This window comes from Bacillus inaquosorum, assembly GCF_023238325.1.
In the GTDB taxonomy this organism is placed as follows: domain Bacteria; phylum Bacillota; class Bacilli; order Bacillales; family Bacillaceae; genus Bacillus; species Bacillus inaquosorum.
The window spans coordinates 3,343,387-3,360,662 of the sequence record NZ_CP096592.1 but is presented as its reverse complement, the minus strand read 5'-3'; the positions used below and the strand labels follow the sequence as shown (position 1 = coordinate 3,360,662).

Here is a 17,276-nt window from a genome sequence, read left to right as displayed (position 1 = left end):
CACCTCCGGGCTTAAGTTGCCCGTCTTTTATACGCTTCATTCAAAAAATAACAAATTAGCTATTGAAGTCGAACCGGAAATCTTTTAAGATGAAAGAAGAAACGGGTTTCATTTTTTTTGGTCAAAAAATGAATGACTATTCATTCAATGTTCAAGGGGGATGTCTCATGCACAAACACATTCGGAAGGCAGCCGTTTTAGGATCGGGGGTAATGGGTTCCGGGATTGCAGCGCATTTGGCTAACATCGGAATTCCTGTCCTGCTGCTAGATATTGTGCCGAACGATTTGACAAAGGAAGAGGAAAAAAGGGGGCTGACGAAGGACAGTCCGGAGGTGCGCAGCAGGCTGAGCCGACAGGCAGTGAAAAAACTGCTGAAACAAAAGCCGGCTCCCCTTACATCAGCAAAAAATACCTCCTATATCACTCCAGGCAATCTGGAGGATGATGCAGCAAAGCTGAAAGAAGCAGATTGGATTATTGAGGTCGTTGTCGAAAATCTAGAGGTCAAAAAGCAAATTTTCGCTCTTGTGGATGAACATCGAAAGCCTGGAAGCATTGTTTCAAGCAACACATCCGGCATATCAGTGCAAGAAATGGCAGAAGGCAGATCGGATGATTTTAAAACCCATTTTCTCGGAACACACTTTTTTAATCCCGCCCGCTATTTAAAGCTGCTGGAGATCATTCCGATTAAGGAAACGGACCCTGCTATTTTAACGTTTATGGCATCCTTCGGTGAAAATGTCCTCGGTAAAGGCGTCGTCACAGCAAAGGACACACCGAACTTTATCGCAAACCGCATCGGAACGTACGGGCTGCTCGTTACAGTCCAAGAAATGCTGAAAGGCGGCTATCAGGTCGGGGAGGTTGATTCAATCACAGGCCCGCTGATCGGAAGACCGAAAAGCGCGACCTTCAGAACGCTTGATGTTGTCGGGCTCGATACATTCGCCCACGTCGCTCGAAATGTGTATGACAAAGCGGATGGTGACGAGAAAGAAGTGTTCCGCCTGCCAGGCTTCATGAACGATATGCTGCAGAAAGGGTGGATCGGAAGCAAGGCCGGCCAAGGCTTTTATAAAAAAGAAGGAAAAACGATTTATGAGCTTGATCCAGTGACGCTTACTTACGGCGAGCGGACAAAAATGAAAACAGCCTCACTTGAAGCAGCAAAACAGGCAAAAGGGACAAAAGCCAAAATGAAAGCGCTTATTTACTCGGATGACAGAGCAGGCAGACTGCTGTGGAATATCACTTCTCAAACCTTGCTTTACTCAGCCGAACTGCTTGGTGAAATTGCTGATGATATTCATGCGATTGACCAAGCCATGAAGTGGGGGTTTGGCTGGGAGCTGGGCCCATTTGAAATGTGGGATGCCATAGGCCTCAAGCGATCGGCGGAAAAGCTTGAGCAGCTTGGAGCAGATGTGCCTGGCTGGATCAAAGACATGCTGGACAAAGGAAATGAAACCTTCTACATCAAAGAGAACGGAACGATATTTTATTATGACCGCGGCGAATACAGAGCCGTGAAAGAAAACAAGAAACGGATTCATTTACAAGCGCTCAAGGAAACAAACGGCGTGATTGCGAAAAACAGCGGAGCAAGCCTGAGCGATCTTGGAGATGATGTGGCCCTTCTTGAATTTCATTCGAAAAGCAATGCGATCGGCCTTGATATCATACAAATGATCAACAAAGCGTTAGAGGAAACAGAGCGGAACTACAAAGGTCTTGTCATCGGGAATCAAGGAAAAAATTTCTGCGTCGGTGCGAATCTTGGCATGATCCTAATGGAAGTCCAAGATGACAACTATTTGGAAGTTGATTTCGTGATACGCCGTTTCCAGGAGACGATGATGAAGATCAAATACAGTGCGAAACCGGTTGTCGCCGCTCCATTTGGCATGACGCTCGGTGGAGGAACGGAAGTGTGCCTGCCGGCGGCGCGCATTCAAGCAGCAAGCGAAGCCTATATGGGACTTGTGGAATCCGGTGTCGGCCTCATCCCTGGCGGAGGAGGAAACAAAGAGCTGTACATCAACCATCTTCACCGCGGTCTTGATCCGATGAATGCGGCAATGAAAACATTTGAAACGATTGCGATGGCGAAAGTGTCCGCTTCCGCCCAAGAGGCTCGAGAGATGAACATCTTAAAAGAAACAGATCACATCAGTATAAATCAGGACCACCTGCTGTATGATGCAAAGCAGCTTGCCGCATCTTTATACGACACCGGCTGGCGGCCGCCAGTAAAGAAAAAGGTCAAGGTGGCGGGCGAAACCGGTTATGCGGCACTCTTGCTTGGCGCCGAGCAAATGAAACTGTCCGGCTATATATCTGAGCATGATTTCAAGATCGCGAAAAAACTCGCTTATGTCATTGCCGGCGGAAAAGTGCCGTTCGGTACTGAGGTTGATGAAGAGTATTTATTGGAGATCGAGAGAGAGGCGTTTTTGAGTTTGGCTGGAGAGGCGAAATCTCAAGCGAGAATGCAGCATATGCTTGTGAAAGGTAAACCTTTACGGAATTAGGAGGGAGCTTATGAAAGAGGCAGTCATTGTGTCAGGTGCAAGAACACCGGTTGGGAAAGCAAAAAAAGGATCGCTGGCCACCGTTCGCCCGGATGATTTGGGAGCGATTTGCGTAAAAGAAACACTGAAACGGGCAGGCGACTACGAAGGCAATATTGATGACTTGATTATCGGCTGTGCGACACCTGAAGCAGAACAGGGGCTTAATATGGCGAGAAATATCGGCGCGCTCGCTGGCCTGCCGTACACGGTCCCGGCGATTACAGTCAATCGCTACTGCTCTTCAGGTCTTCAGTCCATCGCATATGCGGCAGAAAAGATTATGCTCGGCGCCTACGATACAGCGATCGCGGGCGGAGCAGAATCCATGTCGCAGGTTCCGATGATGGGGCATGTGACCCGTCCGAACCTCGCATTGGCAGAAAAGGCGCCGGAATATTACATGAGCATGGGCCACACGGCCGAGCAGGTCGCGAAAAAATACGGCGTCTCCCGCGAGGATCAGGATGCGTTTGCTGTTCGCAGCCACCAGAACGCGGCCAAAGCCCTTGCAGAGGGAAAATTTAAAGATGAGATTGTACCCGTCGAAGTAACGGTGACAGAAATCGGAGACAACCATAAGCCGCAGGAAAAACAGTTTGTGTTTTCACAGGATGAAGGCGTTCGCCCGCAAACGACAGCCGACATCTTAGCGACATTGCGCCCGGCTTTTTCCGTTGACGGAACGGTTACTGCGGGCAACTCCTCGCAGACGAGTGACGGAGCGGCGGCTGTCATGCTGATGGACCGGGAAAAAGCTGATGCGCTGGGCTTAGCCCCGCTTGTGAAATTCCGCTCCTTTGCCGTAGGCGGCGTGCCGCCGGAAGTGATGGGCATCGGTCCGGTGGAAGCCATTCCGCGCGCCTTGAAACTTGCCGGGCTTCAGCTGCAGGACATCGGCTTATTTGAACTGAACGAAGCTTTTGCATCACAGGCCATTCAAGTCATCAGAGAGCTGGGAATTGATGAAGAAAAAGTGAATGTCAATGGGGGCGCAATCGCACTCGGACACCCGCTCGGCTGTACGGGTACAAAGCTTACACTCTCATTGATCCATGAAATGAAACGGAGAAACGAGCAATTTGGAGTCGTTACAATGTGTATCGGCGGCGGGATGGGAGCGGCCGGTGTATTTGAATTATGCTAAAGGGGGAAAAACAAATGGCAAAAAAAGCGGCTGAAGTACAAAAAGGCGGCGGTTTCTTAATCGAGGATGTCACATACGACCAAATGTATACACCGGAGGATTTCACTGACGAGCATAAAATGATTGCGAAAACAACAGAGGATTACATTGAGCAAGATGTTCTCCCTCATATAGATGATATCGAAAACCATCAGTTCGAGCATTCCGTCAGGCTGTTGAAGAAAGCGGGCGAACTGGGACTGCTTGGCGCCGATGTGCCGGAGGAATACGGAGGACTCGGCCTTGATAAAATCAGCTCGGCACTCATCACTGAAAAATTTTCGCGTGCGGGAAGCTTTTCGCTTTCTTATGGGGCGCATGTCGGCATCGGTTCCTTGCCGATCGTCTTTTTCGGATCAGAAGAACAAAAGAAAAAATATTTGCCCGGGCTCGCTTCAGGCGAAAAGATCGCGGCTTATGCATTGACTGAGCCGGGATCTGGCTCTGATGCGCTTGGAGCAAAAACAACAGCCGTGCTGAATGAAGACGGAACCCATTACGTATTAACCGGGGAAAAACAGTGGATTACCAACTCTGCCTTTGCTGATGTATTTGTCGTTTACGCTAAGGTGGACGGCGAAAAGTTCTCGGCCTTTATTGTAGAAAAAGATTTCCCGGGAGTATCCACGGGTCCGGAAGAAAAGAAAATGGGGATCAAAGGATCATCGACAAGAACCCTCATTCTGGATCAAGCTGAAGTCCCAAAAGAAAACCTGCTTGGAGAAATCGGCAAAGGGCATATCATCGCCTTTAATATTTTAAATATCGGCCGCTACAAGCTGGCGGTTGGCACAATCGGCGCGTCTAAGCGGGTAATCGAGCTCTCTGCGGCATACGCAAATCAGCGCCGCCAATTTAAAACGCCGATTGCAGCCTTTTCGCTGACACAGGAAAAAATGGCGACAATGGCATCGAGGCTGTACGCGATGGAAAGCTCTGTGTACAGAACCGTCGGGCTGTTTGAAGACAATATGAGCCAGTTTACAGCCGAAGATCTCAAGGACGGACGGCAAATTGCCAAGTCAATTGCTGAATATGCCATCGAATGCTCTCTGAATAAGGTATTCGGCTCTGAAACGCTTGATTATATCGTTGATGAAGGTGTGCAGATTCATGGAGGCTACGGTTTTATGCAGGAGTACGAAGTAGAAAGAGCCTATAGGGATTCAAGGATCAATCGGATTTTTGAAGGCACAAACGAAATCAACCGGTTGATCGTGCCAAGCACCTTCCTGAAAAAAGCGCTCAAAGGCGAGCTCCCTCTATTTGAAAAAGCACAATCACTGCAGGAAGAACTCATGATGCTTATGCCTGAAGAGCCTGGCAGCGGCGTTTTAGAGCAGGAGAAATATATTGTCAAGCAAGCCAAAAAAATCGCGTTATTCGCCGCCGGCCTTGCTGCGCAAAAATACGGAAAAGCCATCGATCGCGAACAAGAAATTCTCGTAAACGTCGCGGATATCGTCAGCAATGTGTACGCAATGGAATCAGCCGTGCTCAGAACGGAAAAGGCCATTGCCGCACAAAGTGCAGAAAAAGCAGCGCAAAAGGTGCTGTATACGGAAATTTTCGTTCAGGAAGCCTTTAACGAAATAGAAGCGCACGCGAAGGAGTCCCTCATCGCAATGGAAGAAGGAGATTCACTCCGCACGATGCTTTCCGCTCTGCGCAAGCTGACGCGCGTAACGCCTAAAAACGTCATTCAGAAAAAGCGCGAAGCGGCAGCGGGCATTTTTGAAGCTGAAAAATATATTGTCTGATTGCCCAAGAGCTCCGCATGTGCGGAGCTTTTTTTAAGAAGCACCGTTTTAGGTTTTTAAAACAAACTGTGTTAAAATAACCTCGATTATTTTATTGAGGGGGAAGAAGATGTCGTTAACTTTTTACTGGTACCCTAAATGCGGAACGTGCCGCAAAGCAAAGAAATGGCTTGAAGAGCATGGGAAAGAAATAAACGAAATACATATTGCAGAGCAGCCTCCAAGCAAAGAAGAACTAAAAGCGATTTATGAAAAAAGCGGGCTGGATCTCAAGAAATTTTTCAACACGAGCGGCATGAAATACCGCGAGCTGAATCTCAAGGAAAAGCTGTATCATATGTCGGAGGATGAACAGCTTGAACTGCTGGCTTCAGACGGAATGCTGATCAAACGCCCGCTTACAACAGACGGCGAAAAAGTGACAGTCGGTTTTAAAGAAGAGCAATTTGAAGAAAACTGGGCTTAATGTAAATTTTTTTCGAAAAGTGTGGTATCTTCTTATTGTAGTGCTGTAAAAAATGGAGGGATTCAATTGAGCATACCTAAAGATTTGCGTTACTCAGGAGAACACGAGTGGGTAAAAGTTGAAGGAGAAAAAGCCAGAATCGGGATTACGCATTTTGCCCAGTCCGAGCTAGGCGACATCGTGTTTGTCGAACTTCCTGAAGTTGGCGCTGAAATCAAAGCGGACGAGCCATTCGGCAGTGTTGAATCCGTTAAAACGGTATCTGAGCTTTATGCACCGATTAACGGAACTGTTGTAGAAGTAAACGAAGATCTTGATGACAGTCCGGAATTCGTTAACGAATCTCCGTACGAAAAAGCATGGATGATCGTCGTTGAGCCGTCTGACGCTTCTGAAATTGAAAAACTGATGACAGCAGAGCAATACGAAGAGATGACACAAGAAGACTAAAACAGGATAGCTGCAAAGGCAATTGGACACGCTAACGTTATGGGAGGTGTCCAATATGACTTTCAGCAAACAAAAGCTCGATGTTACCAATGATGTGACAGGCCGCTTTCAAAATGGCCGGCTCTCGTTATATCATGATAATGAGATGATCGGCCAAATGACAAGCATGGATGAATATGAGCTAAAATCCGGTTATTCCTTTGAAAATGAGAAATTTTATAAGACAGCCGATGTGGCCTCGGGAAACGACGAAAAATATGTGGATTGTGACTACGAAAACGGCTGGTGTTAATGTTGGCGGTGAATTTCACTGCCTTCTTTTACAATCTGAACGTTTCAAATTTGACGCGGCAGGTGAAGAAGATGAAGATGGAAGAGCTGGAAAAGGTTATGATTGTCGAAGGGAAATCAGATAAAGAGAAAATCGAAAGCGTCCTGAATGAACCAGTGCGCATTATCTGCACAAACGGAACAATCAGCCAGCTGAAGCTTGAGGAATTGGCTGACGAGCTTTATGATAAAGACGTCTACATATTAGTTGATGCTGATGAATCAGGCGAGAAATTGAGAAAACAGCTGAAAAGAGAATTTAACGAAGCCTGCCATTTACATATCGACAAAGCCTATAAGGAAGTGGCCGCTGCGCCCAGACACCATGTCGCCGCTGTATTGCTGCGCGCGAATTTGAATGTCCATACTATTTTTCTTGAAAGAAAGTCCCGAGGTGTATAGCATGAAAGAACTCCAAGAACACGAGCTTGAGCACATTGCTGATGATGTGTATCTCCTATATTTATATACTCCGTTTTGCGGCACCTGCCAGCTCGCAAGCAAAATGCTGACAGTGGTGAAAGAAATGCTGCCCGATGTCGCCTTCTATAAAAACAATGTCAATTACTCTCCGACATTCGCAAAAGCGTATCAAATTGAAAGTGTCCCTTGTTTTCTGCTGTTCAAAGGCGGAAAAGTGGTCGAAAGAGGATATGCGTTTCAATCCGTTTCTTATTTATATGAGCTGATCAAACAAAAATCATCTTCCGCATCCCATTTATGACATATTTCTCAGCATATTTCAATGAAATTGTCGTTCGTTTTATAAAGGGGTTCTTGCGCCAGAAAGAGAAATGTGTATGTATGACCAACAAATAGGAGGTTGTACATATGGAGAAAGCGGAAGTTTTAGAAGATGAGTATCAGCATCTGTTTTTAAAACCCCTTTTGAACGCTTCAACATTGCTCATTACCTTCCAAGGAGAAACAGAAGCCTTAACCGTCTCAATAAACGAACAGGGAGAAATGAAAAAAATTTCTCCGCCCCAAACGTCCAACCTGACCTTTTACGGAAACCAAGCAGAAATCATTCATTTATTGCACGGAGACATTTCCCTTCAGCACCTGATCCAGAGCGGAAGACTAAAAGTGAAGGGGTCATTCAGAGCCCTGTTAAAACTAGAAGCCATTCTCTGGCTGACAAATGGATTTTTTCAGAGGATTTTGAAAAATTAAAAAATAGGAAATTATTATAATAGTAAAAGTTGACATCATTTATTTTATTGACATTTAATCATTCGCCATGCTATTCTACATTAAGAATTTCCGGACGAAAAAGACTATATATTTCTCTTATCAAGAGAGGTGGAGGGAAGTGCCCTATGAAGCCCGGCAACCATCAACGCTGTTGAAATGGTGCCAATTCACACGAAGCGTTCAGCTTTGAAAGATGAGAGAAAGGCATTTTCTATAAGCCTTTCTGCTCAAGTGTGCAGAAAGGCTTTTCTTTTGCAGAAAAACCCGGAAGATTTCTTAGAATAGTGTTAAGGCAGGTGATTGCTTTGATCAATCTTCAAAATGTTTCAAAAGTTTATAAGTCGAAACATGGAGATGTCAATGCTGTCCAAAATGTCTCGCTTTCCATTAAAAAAGGTGAGATTTTTGGAATTATAGGATATAGCGGAGCAGGTAAAAGTTCCTTAATCCGTCTGCTGAACGGCCTTGAGAAACCAACCTCAGGAACCGTGGAAGTGGCGGGAACCAAGATTAATGAAGTAAATGGACGCGGTTTAAGAAAAGCACGCCATGAAATCAGTATGATTTTCCAGCATTTCAATTTGCTTTGGTCGCGGACCGTCAGAGATAATATCATGTTTCCTTTAGAAATTGCCGGGGTGAAAAAGAGCGAGCGGATCAAGCGAGCCAATGAACTGATTAAACTGGTAGGTTTAGAAGGAAAAGAAAAATCTTACCCGTCTCAGCTGAGCGGCGGGCAAAAGCAGCGTGTCGGAATCGCCAGAGCGCTTGCAAACAATCCGAAGGTTCTCCTTTGTGATGAAGCGACATCAGCATTAGATCCGCAAACGACAGATTCAATTTTGGATTTGTTGTCCGATATTAATGAAAGACTCGGTTTGACGATTGTGCTGATCACACACGAAATGCATGTGATCCGCAAAATCTGCAACAGAGTCGCTGTCATGGAAAACGGAAAGGTTGTTGAAGAAGGCGAAGTTCTCGATGTCTTCAAAAATCCGAAGGAAGAAATGACAAAACGATTTGTTCAGCAGGTGACAGAACCGGAAGAAACGAAAGAAACGCTTCAGCACCTTCTTGATGAAACAGCATCAGGAAAAACGGTTCAGCTCACATTTGTCGGCGATTCAGCTGAACAGCCTCTGATTACAGAGATGATCAGAAACTTTAATATCAGTGTCAATATTCTGCAAGGGAAAATCTCGCAGACGAAGGATGGGGCGTACGGCTCACTGTTCATCCACATTGACGGAGACGAGGAAGAAGTACACAACGTGATCCGGTTTATTAATGACAAACAGGTGAAAGCAGAGGTGATCACGAATGTTTGAAAAATACTTCCCGAACGTTGATTTAACTGAATTGTGGAACGCGACATATGAAACACTTTATATGACGCTGATCTCTTTACTGTTTGCCTTTGTCATCGGGGTGATCCTCGGTTTGCTGCTCTTCCTGACAAGCAAAGGGAGCCTTTGGCAGAATAAAGCAGTCAACTCTGTAATTGCGGCCATTGTCAACATATTCAGATCGATTCCGTTCCTCATTTTAATTATTTTACTGCTAGGGTTTACGAAGTTTTTAGTCGGCACCATCTTAGGGCCAAATGCCGCATTGCCGGCCTTGGTTATCGGCTCTGCACCGTTTTACGCGCGTCTTGCTGAAATCGCGCTTCGCGAGGTGGATAAAGGTGTTATTGAAGCTGCTAAATCAATGGGCGCTAAAACGTCTACAATTATTTTCAAAGTGCTGCTTCCGGAGTCGATGCCGGCTCTGATTTCTGGTATTACGGTTACGGCCATCGCATTGATCGGCTCAACGGCAATTGCCGGTGCCATCGGTTCAGGAGGCCTTGGAAACCTTGCGTACGTAGAAGGCTATCAGTCTAATAATACTGATGTTACCTTCGTTGCTACTGTGTTTATTTTAATCATCGTATTTATTATTCAAATCATCGGTGATGTCATAACAAATATTATAGACAAACGATAAGGGAGGATTTACATTGAAAAAGCTATTTTTGGGTGCATTATTGCTTGTATTTGCAGGAGTTATGGCTGCCTGCGGTTCGAATAACGGCGCTGAATCCGGCAAGAAAGAAATTGTCGTTGCGGCAACAAAAACACCGCATGCGGAAATTTTAAAAGAAGCTGAACCACTGCTGAAAGAAAAAGGCTACACGCTGAAAGTGAAAGTGCTTAGTGATTACAAGATGTACAACAAAGCTTTATCTGATAAAGAAGTGGATGCGAACTACTTCCAGCACATTCCTTACCTTGAGCAAGAAATGAAAGAAAACACAGATTACAAACTTGTGAATGCCGGTGCTGTTCACTTAGAGCCATTCGGTATTTACTCTAAAAAATACAAATCATTAAAAGACCTTCCAGACGGTGCGACAATTATCCTGACAAACAACGTTGCTGAACAAGGCCGTATGCTTGCAATGCTTGAAAACGCAGGATTAATCACACTTGATTCTAAAGTGGAAGCAGTTGACGCAACTTTGAAAGACATTAAGAAAAACCCGAAAAACCTTGAGTTCAAAAAAGTAGCGCCTGAATTAACGGCAAAAGCATATGATAACAAAGAAGGAGACGCGGTCTTCATCAATGTAAACTATGCGATCCAAAATAAATTAAATCCTAAAAAAGACGCGATTGAAGTAGAATCAACGAAAAACAACCCATACGCTAACATCGTCGCAGTAAGAAAAGGCGAAGAAGATTCTGCAAAAATCAAAGCGCTGATGGAAGTTCTTCACTCTAAAGAGATCAAAGACTTCATCGACAAAAAATACGACGGAGCTGTGCTTCCTGTATCTGAATAAGACTGCAACCCCGGATGAGAAATCCGGGGTTTTTTTCGGGTATTTTCCTAAAAGCTGTTCATAATAAAAAAGAATGTTAAACAGATGGAGGGATTTTCTTTGAATCAAGACAGAGGAAGCATGCAGGACGCGCTAAAACAGTATAAATTAGGTTTAGGCACATTTGAACAAAAGATGCCGCTGATGGGAAGAAAGTTTAACGAGTTTACTGAACAATGCTTTGCCGGCAATTCCCTGACTGAAAGAGAAAAACAGCTGATCGCCCTCGGAATCGCCATCAATGCCCAGGATGAATATTGCATGATCTATCACACAAAAGGCTGTCTTGATGAGGGAGCGACAGAAGAAAACATTCTCGAAGCCGTTAGTGTTGCAGCGGCATTTGGAGGCGGCGCGGCTCTAAGCCAAGGCGTGACAGTCGTCCAGCAGTGCATAGAGGAATTCGGAAACACCACTCATTAAGAGAAGGAATATTCCGAAAAACCATTCTCATTTGATCTAAAAGGATGCTTTCGTCTCATCTGCCGCTATTTCGAGCCATATCCTTTTTGCGGCATCCATCTCAGCGCTGATACAATTGAAGCAAATATATGAAGGGATTGATTCATTATTTGCAGCAGCCAGGACAGACTGGACCTCGATTATACGTCAGAAATGGAAAAAGCGATGCAGCTGTCTCACGGAATTGGATACGAGGAATACGGACGCCGGCTGGAAACAAGAATGAAAGTAGAGCGGCAGAGAGAGCTTGATTATGAAAAAAGCAAGCGAATTTCCGCGGGAGCTTATTGAGAAAATCAATCTTTAAAAAAGGGTGGGAATCCACTCTTTTTCTTTTTCAATCGCTTTAATAAAGTGCCGATCTTTGTTAAACTTGAGGAATGTGCAAGACACGATAAAAAGTTGTATTTACTTTTCATTTGTTATAAAATTAGAATGAGAATAAATTGAGAATAATGATTATATATTTTTGGAGGTATAGATATGGCTGCTTCAACATTAACGATCAAAGATCTTCACGTTGAAATCGAAGGGAAAGAGATCTTAAAGGGTGTAAACCTTGAAATAAAAGGCGGAGAGTTCCACGCAGTAATGGGACCGAACGGAACTGGTAAATCCACTCTGTCAGCTGCTATTATGGGGCATCCTAAATATGAAGTAACAAAAGGCAGCATCACGCTTGACGGCAAAGATGTACTGGAGATGGAAGTGGACGAGCGTGCGCAGGCAGGTTTATTCCTTGCGATGCAGTACCCAAGTGAAATCAGCGGTGTGACAAATGCCGACTTCCTTCGTTCAGCAATCAATGCGCGCAGAGAAGAAGGCGATGAAATTTCTCTTATGAAATTCATCCGCAAAATGGACGAAAACATGGAGTTCCTTGAAATGGACCCTGAAATGGCTCAGCGTTACCTTAACGAAGGCTTCTCAGGCGGGGAGAAAAAACGCAACGAAATCCTTCAATTAATGATGATTGAACCGAAAATCGCCATCCTTGATGAAATCGACTCAGGTCTTGATATTGATGCTCTGAAAGTTGTATCTAAAGGGATCAACAAAATGCGCAGCGAAAACTTTGGCTGCCTGATGATTACTCACTATCAGCGCCTGTTAAACTACATCACTCCGGATGTTGTTCACGTTATGATGCAAGGCCGCGTTGTAAAATCCGGCGGTGCAGAACTTGCACAGCGTCTTGAAGCAGAAGGTTATGACTGGATCAAACAAGAACTTGGCATTGAAGACGAAACTGTAGGCCAAGAAGCGTAAGCGTTAGGGGGATTAATATGACACTAGGTACAAAACTATCCGTAGATCAGGAGTATCTCAAAAGCTTTTCCGAAAAGCATCAAGAACCTGCCTGGCTGAAAAACCTGCGCTTACAGGCTCTTGAACAAGCTGAGGATCTGCCGATGCCGAAGCCTGACAAAACAAAAATCACAAACTGGAACTTCACGAACTTCGCGAAGCATACAGTTGATAACGAACCGCTTTCTTCATTAGAAGATTTGACTGATGAAGTAAAAGCGCTGATTGATGTTGAAAACGAAGATAAAACATTATACGTACAGCGTGACCAGACGCCGGCATACCTTTCTCTTTCACAAGAATTGAAAGACAAAGGCGTCATCTTCACTGATATTCTGACTGCCGCACGCGAGCACAGCGACTTGGTGGAGAAATACTTTATGAAGGACGGCGTGAAGGTTGACGAGCATAAATTAACTGCACTTCACGCAGCTCTTGTTAACGGAGGAGCATTCCTTTATGTTCCGAAAAATGTTCAAGTGGAGACGCCGGTTCAGGCTGTTTATGTCCACGAAAGCAACGATACAGCTCTATTCAACCACGTGCTGATTGTGGCTGAAGACCACAGCTCTGTAACATATGTTGAAAACTACATCAGCACTGTAAACCCTAAAGACGCTGTGTTCAATATTATCAGTGAGGTCATCACAGGTGATAATGCCAGCGTGACATACGGTGCGGTGGATACTCTGTCTAGCGGTGTGACAACATATGTTAACCGCCGAGGTGCTGCGCGCGGACGCGACAGCAAAATCGAGTGGGCTCTCGGCCTGATGAACGACGGCGACACGATTTCCGAAAACACAACAAACCTTTACGGTGACGGCACATACGGCGATACGAAAACGGTTGTTGTCGGAAGAGGAGAGCAAACAGAAAACTTTACAACACAAATCATTCATTTTGGTAAAGCTTCAGAAGGATATATCTTGAAGCACGGTGTGATGAAGGATTCCGCTTCTTCTATCTTTAACGGGATCGGCAAAATCGAACATGGCGCTTCTAAAGCGAATGCGGAGCAAGAATCACGTGTGCTGATGCTCAGCGAAAAAGCACGCGGAGACGCAAACCCTATTCTTTTAATTGACGAAGACGATGTAACTGCAGGGCATGCGGCATCTGTCGGCCGTGTGGACCCTATTCAGCTTTACTACCTGATGAGCCGCGGTATTGCGAAAGAAGAAGCAGAACGCTTAGTCATCTACGGATTCCTTGCACCGGTAGTAAATGAACTTCCGATTGAAGGCGTTAAGAAACAATTAGTTTCTGTTATCGAAAGGAAAGTGAAGTAATGAATATCACAGATATTCGTGAACAGTTCCCGATCCTTCATCAGCAAGTGAACGGACATGATCTCGTTTATCTCGACAGCGCGGCGACTTCCCAGAAGCCGCGTGCTGTCATTGAAACACTGGATAAGTATTATAACCAATACAATTCCAATGTTCACCGGGGCGTCCATACACTTGGAACCAGAGCGACAGACGGTTATGAAGGTGCGCGTGAAAAAGTCCGCAAGTTTATTAACGCGAAGTCAATGGCTGAGATTATTTTCACAAAAGGCACGACCACATCACTGAATATGGTGGCGTTAAGCTATGCGCGCGCCAACCTGAAACCGGGTGATGAAGTGGTCATCACCTATATGGAGCATCATGCGAATATCATTCCGTGGCAGCAGGCTGTAAAAGCGACTGGCGCCACATTAAAATATATTCCGCTGCAGGAAGACGGAACGATTTCTTTAGAAGACGTCAGAGAAACGGTCACAAGCAACACAAAAATTGTTGCAGTGTCTCATGTATCTAACGTCCTCGGCACGATCAACCCGATTAAAGAAATGGCGAAAATCGCTCATGACAATGGGGCTGTTATTGTGGTGGACGGTGCACAAAGCACGCCTCACATGAAAATTGACGTGCAGGATCTCGATTGCGACTTCTTTGCGCTTTCTTCCCATAAAATGTGCGGACCTACCGGTATTGGTGTGCTGTACGGAAAGAAAGCCCTGCTGGAAAACATGGAGCCTGCCGAATTCGGCGGTGAAATGATCGACTTTGTCGGGCTTTATGAATCAACTTGGAAAGAGCTTCCGTGGAAATTCGAAGCGGGTACGCCGATTATTGCAGGAGCAATCGGTCTCGGTGCCGCCATTGATTTTCTCGAAGAAATCGGTCTGGATGAGATTTCCCGCCACGAACACAAGCTTGCAGCTTATGCGCTTGAACGCTTCCGCCAGCTTGACGGCGTGACGGTTTACGGACCGGAAGAGCGTGCCGGGCTTGTTACATTTAACCTTGATGATGTTCATCCTCACGATGTGGCAACCGTGCTTGATGCGGAGGGAATCGCTGTCAGAGCCGGCCATCATTGCGCGCAGCCGCTGATGAAATGGCTGGATGTAACTGCTACTGCAAGAGCAAGCTTTTATCTGTATAATACAGAGGAAGAGATTGATAAGCTTGTGGAAGCTCTTCAAAAGACAAAGGAGTATTTTACAAATGTCTTTTAATGCAAATTTAGATACATTGTACAGACAGGTGATTATGGATCATTACAAAAACCCGCGCAACAAAGGGGTTTTGAATGACAGCATCGTCGTGGATATGAACAATCCGACGTGCGGCGACCGAATCAGACTGACAATGAAGCTTGACGGAGACATCGTGGAAGATGCGAAATTTGAAGGGGAAGGCTGTTCCATTTCAATGGCATCCGCTTCGATGATGACTCAGGCGATTAAAGGGAAAGATATTGAAACAGCCCTTTCCATGTCTAAGATTTTCTCGGATATGATGCAAGGGAAAGAATATGATGATTCTATAGATCTCGGGGATATTGAAGCCCTTCAAGGCGTTTCAAAATTCCCGGCCCGTATCAAATGTGCAACCCTGTCATGGAAAGCACTTGAAAAAGGAGTCGCAAAAGAAGAAGGCGGCAATTAAAAGGATTGGAGTGAAAATGGATGGCTAAAAAAATGCCTGATATTGGTGAATACAAGTATGGTTTTCACGACAAGGACGTTTCCATTTTCCGTTCAGAGCGCGGATTGACAAAAGAAATCGTAGAAGAAATTTCTCGCATGAAAGAAGAGCCTCAATGGATGCTTGATTTCCGCTTGAAATCACTTGAGCATTTCTACAACATGCCGATGCCTCAATGGGGCGGAGATTTAAACTCACTGAACTTTGACGAAATTACGTACTATGTAAAACCGTCTGAGCGTTCAGAGCGTTCTTGGGATGAAGTTCCTGACGAAATTAAGCAAACATTCGACAAGCTCGGTATTCCAGAAGCTGAACAAAAATACCTTGCGGGTGTTTCTGCTCAGTACGAATCTGAGGTTGTATACCACAACATGAAAGAAGATCTTGAAGCGCAAGGCATCGTCTTTAAAGACACTGACAGCGCGCTGAAAGAAAATGAAGATATTTTCCGTGAGCACTGGGCAAAAGTGATCCCGCCGACTGATAACAAGTTTGCGGCGCTTAACTCAGCTGTTTGGTCCGGCGGATCTTTCATCTACGTTCCTAAAGGCGTGAAGGTTGAAACACCGCTTCAAGCTTACTTCCGTATCAACTCTGAAAACATGGGTCAGTTCGAGCGTACGCTGATCATCGTTGACGAAGAAGCAAGCGTTCATTATGTTGAAGGCTGTACTGCGCCTGTTTACACAACAAACTCACTTCACAGTGCGGTTGTTGAGATCATCGTGAAAAAAGGCGGCTACTGCCGTTATACAACGATCCAAAACTGGGCGAACAACGTTTACAACCTTGTAACGAAGCGTACGATCTGTGAAGAAAACGCAACAATGGAATGGATCGACGGCAACATCGGTTCTAAACTGACAATGAAATATCCGGCTTGTATCCTAAAAGGCGAAGGCGCGCGCGGTATGACGCTTTCTATCGCTCTTGCGGGTAAAGGCCAGCATCAGGATGCGGGTGCGAAAATGATTCACCTTGCACCAAACACATCATCCACAATCGTATCAAAATCGATTTCAAAACAAGGCGGAAAAGTAACGTACCGCGGAATCGTCCACTTCGGACGCAAAGCGGAAGGCGCCCGTTCTAACATCGAGTGCGATACGCTCATTATGGATAACAAATCAACGTCAGACACAATTCCTTACAATGAAATCTTAAATGATAACATTTCATTGGAGCACGAAGCGAAAGTGTCTAAAGTATCTGAAGAGCAGCTCTTCTACTTGATGAGCCGCGGTATTTCCGAAGAAGAAGCAACTGAAATGATCGTAATGGGCTTCATCGAGCCATTCACAAAAGAGCTTCCAATGGAATACGCAGTTGAAATGAACCGTTTAATCAAGTTCGAGATGGAAGGTTCTATTGGTTAATGATGAAAACACCTTGGTTTATCAAGGGTTTAAGGGATTATTATAAATTTTAAAATTGTCGGCGTGCCGATTTCGTGTGTAGGAGGCGAACTTTTGAAGTTCGCCTCCTTTTATTTTTTTAGTGATATCAAAATAAGTATCCGCTGTTGTTTAGATGGTTTTATGTCCTAGTCGATTAGATACATATTTCAGACTTGCGCCAGGTTCAGGCAGTTTTTGCTTTTTCTTTTTTGTCAAAAGCCTGTTCTTGTTGTGATTATGACCACATTATGCCGTCTCTTTCGTCCATTTTAATAATTTCAATCGGGG

The 17,276-nt window shown here is 45.1% G+C and carries 19 protein-coding genes and 1 riboswitch; all 19 genes read left to right on the top strand.

What is annotated here, in order from left to right:
• Positions 1-167: 167 nt before the first annotated feature.
• Positions 168-2,537 (top strand): 3-hydroxyacyl-CoA dehydrogenase/enoyl-CoA hydratase family protein, encoded by a 2,370-nt coding sequence (locus M1M80_RS17085; protein WP_060400060.1) that lies wholly within the window; start codon positions 168-170, stop codon positions 2,535-2,537.
• 10 nt (positions 2,538-2,547) lie between these two features.
• On the top strand, positions 2,548-3,723 hold the full coding sequence (locus M1M80_RS17080) for an acetyl-CoA C-acetyltransferase (RefSeq protein WP_060399443.1): 1,176 nt from the start codon (positions 2,548-2,550) through the stop codon (positions 3,721-3,723).
• 14 nt (positions 3,724-3,737) lie between these two features.
• Complete coding sequence (gene fadE, locus M1M80_RS17075; RefSeq protein ID WP_060399442.1) at positions 3,738-5,522, top strand: acyl-CoA dehydrogenase FadE; 1,785 nt, start codon at positions 3,738-3,740, stop codon at positions 5,520-5,522.
• A gap of 109 nt (positions 5,523-5,631) precedes the next feature.
• A complete protein-coding gene (locus M1M80_RS17070; RefSeq protein ID WP_003240824.1) occupies positions 5,632-5,988 on the top strand; it encodes an arsenate reductase family protein in 357 nt (118 codons plus the stop codon).
• Positions 5,989-6,054: 66 nt separating this feature from the next.
• Positions 6,055-6,438 carry a glycine cleavage system protein GcvH gene (gene gcvH / locus M1M80_RS17065; RefSeq protein ID WP_003222781.1) on the top strand — a complete coding sequence of 128 codons (384 nt, stop codon included), beginning with the start codon at positions 6,055-6,057 and terminating at the stop codon, positions 6,436-6,438.
• Between the two features lie 55 nt (positions 6,439-6,493).
• Positions 6,494-6,730 (top strand): YusG family protein, encoded by a 237-nt coding sequence (locus M1M80_RS17060; RefSeq protein WP_060399441.1) that lies wholly within the window; start codon positions 6,494-6,496, stop codon positions 6,728-6,730.
• A gap of 77 nt (positions 6,731-6,807) precedes the next feature.
• Positions 6,808-7,170, top strand: coding sequence for a toprim domain-containing protein (locus M1M80_RS17055; RefSeq protein WP_060400059.1), 363 nt, complete (start codon positions 6,808-6,810; stop codon positions 7,168-7,170).
• Between the two features lies 1 nt (position 7,171).
• Complete coding sequence (locus M1M80_RS17050; protein ID WP_060399440.1) at positions 7,172-7,492, top strand: thioredoxin family protein; 321 nt, start codon at positions 7,172-7,174, stop codon at positions 7,490-7,492.
• Positions 7,493-7,599: 107 nt separating this feature from the next.
• A complete protein-coding gene (locus tag M1M80_RS17045) occupies positions 7,600-7,944 on the top strand; it encodes an SCP2 sterol-binding domain-containing protein (protein ID WP_003240831.1) in 345 nt (114 codons plus the stop codon).
• Between the two features lie 114 nt (positions 7,945-8,058).
• Positions 8,059-8,165, top strand: a riboswitch (SAM riboswitch).
• A gap of 105 nt (positions 8,166-8,270) precedes the next feature.
• Positions 8,271-9,296 (top strand): methionine ABC transporter ATP-binding protein MetN, encoded by a 1,026-nt coding sequence (metN, locus tag M1M80_RS17040; protein ID WP_003240833.1) that lies wholly within the window; start codon positions 8,271-8,273, stop codon positions 9,294-9,296.
• A complete protein-coding gene (gene metP / locus M1M80_RS17035) occupies positions 9,289-9,957 on the top strand; it encodes a methionine ABC transporter permease MetP (protein WP_003240837.1) in 669 nt (222 codons plus the stop codon). The genes metN and metP overlap by 8 nt, the downstream gene beginning before the upstream one ends.
• A 13-nt stretch (positions 9,958-9,970) precedes the next feature.
• On the top strand, positions 9,971-10,795 hold the full coding sequence (gene metQ / locus M1M80_RS17030) for a methionine ABC transporter substrate-binding lipoprotein MetQ (protein WP_003240839.1): 825 nt from the start codon (positions 9,971-9,973) through the stop codon (positions 10,793-10,795).
• 84 nt (positions 10,796-10,879) lie between these two features.
• Entirely contained in the window at positions 10,880-11,257 is a 378-nt protein-coding gene (locus tag M1M80_RS17025) for a carboxymuconolactone decarboxylase family protein (RefSeq protein ID WP_003222796.1), read from the top strand.
• Between the two features lie 192 nt (positions 11,258-11,449).
• Positions 11,450-11,587 (top strand): YuzK family famiily protein, encoded by a 138-nt coding sequence (locus M1M80_RS17020; RefSeq protein ID WP_003228600.1) that lies wholly within the window; start codon positions 11,450-11,452, stop codon positions 11,585-11,587.
• A 192-nt stretch (positions 11,588-11,779) separates the two neighbouring features.
• Positions 11,780-12,565: a Fe-S cluster assembly ATPase SufC gene (gene sufC / locus M1M80_RS17015; RefSeq protein ID WP_003151872.1), complete on the top strand. Its 786-nt coding sequence runs from the start codon at positions 11,780-11,782 to the stop codon at positions 12,563-12,565.
• Positions 12,566-12,582: 17 nt separating this feature from the next.
• Complete coding sequence (gene sufD, locus M1M80_RS17010) at positions 12,583-13,896, top strand: Fe-S cluster assembly protein SufD (RefSeq protein ID WP_003240850.1); 1,314 nt, start codon at positions 12,583-12,585, stop codon at positions 13,894-13,896.
• Positions 13,896-15,116 carry a cysteine desulfurase SufS gene (sufS, locus tag M1M80_RS17005; protein WP_003240852.1) on the top strand — a complete coding sequence of 407 codons (1,221 nt, stop codon included), beginning with the start codon at positions 13,896-13,898 and terminating at the stop codon, positions 15,114-15,116. The genes sufD and sufS overlap by 1 nt, the downstream gene beginning before the upstream one ends.
• A complete protein-coding gene (gene sufU, locus M1M80_RS17000; RefSeq protein ID WP_003222809.1) occupies positions 15,106-15,549 on the top strand; it encodes a Fe-S cluster assembly sulfur transfer protein SufU in 444 nt (147 codons plus the stop codon). The genes sufS and sufU overlap by 11 nt, the downstream gene beginning before the upstream one ends.
• Positions 15,550-15,569: 20 nt before the next feature.
• Complete coding sequence (sufB, locus tag M1M80_RS16995) at positions 15,570-16,967, top strand: Fe-S cluster assembly protein SufB (RefSeq protein ID WP_003240854.1); 1,398 nt, start codon at positions 15,570-15,572, stop codon at positions 16,965-16,967.
• Positions 16,968-17,276 lie beyond the last annotated feature (309 nt).

Bases quoted from the DNA above. Each gene is read 5' to 3' on its own strand.
- M1M80_RS17085 (WP_060400060.1), top strand. From the start codon at position 168: ATGCACAAACACATTCGGAAGGCAGCCGTTTTAGGATCGGGGGTAATG.
- M1M80_RS17070 (WP_003240824.1), top strand. From the start codon at position 5,632: ATGTCGTTAACTTTTTACTGGTACCCTAAATGCGGAACGTGCCGCAAA.
- M1M80_RS17025 (WP_003222796.1), top strand. From the start codon at position 10,880: ATGGAGGGATTTTCTTTGAATCAAGACAGAGGAAGCATGCAGGACGCG.
- M1M80_RS17045 (WP_003240831.1), top strand. From the start codon at position 7,600: ATGGAGAAAGCGGAAGTTTTAGAAGATGAGTATCAGCATCTGTTTTTA.
- sufU (WP_003222809.1), top strand. From the start codon at position 15,106: ATGTCTTTTAATGCAAATTTAGATACATTGTACAGACAGGTGATTATG.
- sufB (WP_003240854.1), top strand. From the start codon at position 15,570: ATGGCTAAAAAAATGCCTGATATTGGTGAATACAAGTATGGTTTTCAC.
- sufD (WP_003240850.1), top strand. From the start codon at position 12,583: ATGACACTAGGTACAAAACTATCCGTAGATCAGGAGTATCTCAAAAGC.
- sufC (WP_003151872.1), top strand. From the start codon at position 11,780: ATGGCTGCTTCAACATTAACGATCAAAGATCTTCACGTTGAAATCGAA.
- M1M80_RS17050 (WP_060399440.1), top strand. From the start codon at position 7,172: ATGAAAGAACTCCAAGAACACGAGCTTGAGCACATTGCTGATGATGTG.
- M1M80_RS17020 (WP_003228600.1), top strand. From the start codon at position 11,450: ATGGAAAAAGCGATGCAGCTGTCTCACGGAATTGGATACGAGGAATAC.
- fadE (WP_060399442.1), top strand. From the start codon at position 3,738: ATGGCAAAAAAAGCGGCTGAAGTACAAAAAGGCGGCGGTTTCTTAATC.
- sufS (WP_003240852.1), top strand. From the start codon at position 13,896: ATGAATATCACAGATATTCGTGAACAGTTCCCGATCCTTCATCAGCAA.
- M1M80_RS17055 (WP_060400059.1), top strand. From the start codon at position 6,808: ATGGAAGAGCTGGAAAAGGTTATGATTGTCGAAGGGAAATCAGATAAA.
- M1M80_RS17060 (WP_060399441.1), top strand. From the start codon at position 6,494: ATGACTTTCAGCAAACAAAAGCTCGATGTTACCAATGATGTGACAGGC.
- metP (WP_003240837.1), top strand. From the start codon at position 9,289: ATGTTTGAAAAATACTTCCCGAACGTTGATTTAACTGAATTGTGGAAC.
- M1M80_RS17080 (WP_060399443.1), top strand. From the start codon at position 2,548: ATGAAAGAGGCAGTCATTGTGTCAGGTGCAAGAACACCGGTTGGGAAA.